Below are 229 nucleotides of genomic sequence, written 5' to 3'. Positions count from 1 at the left end.
ATTTCTAACAACACACTTAGAAGATATATTAGTAGAGAAGTTAGAAAAGTAGTTTTGATATCCATTTGCAGAATGTATGCAAAAGAAATCTTTAGGATCTCCATATTCCTCGCAATAAAAACGATAGAGCGCATCTGGTAATCTTGCATTAAACTGTACGATAAAACCGATTCTTAATCCAATATCGTCTTTTAGCTTATGAATATTGTCTAAAACAGTCGCTGCCGAC

Annotated in this window: 1 protein-coding gene; it reads right to left on the bottom strand. The window is 33.2% G+C overall.

What is annotated here, in order from left to right:
- Positions 1–229: hypothetical protein (locus tag SB752_RS33410; RefSeq protein WP_410719660.1), on the bottom strand; the 229-nt coding region annotated here is incomplete at both ends.

Origin of the sequence: Brevibacillus sp. SIMBA_040, assembly GCF_046535075.1 — a bacterium.
Lineage (GTDB): Bacteria > Bacillota > Bacilli > Brevibacillales > Brevibacillaceae > Brevibacillus.
Note: the sequence above shows the minus strand (reverse complement) of the source record. Positions and strands in the feature narration are given on the sequence as shown.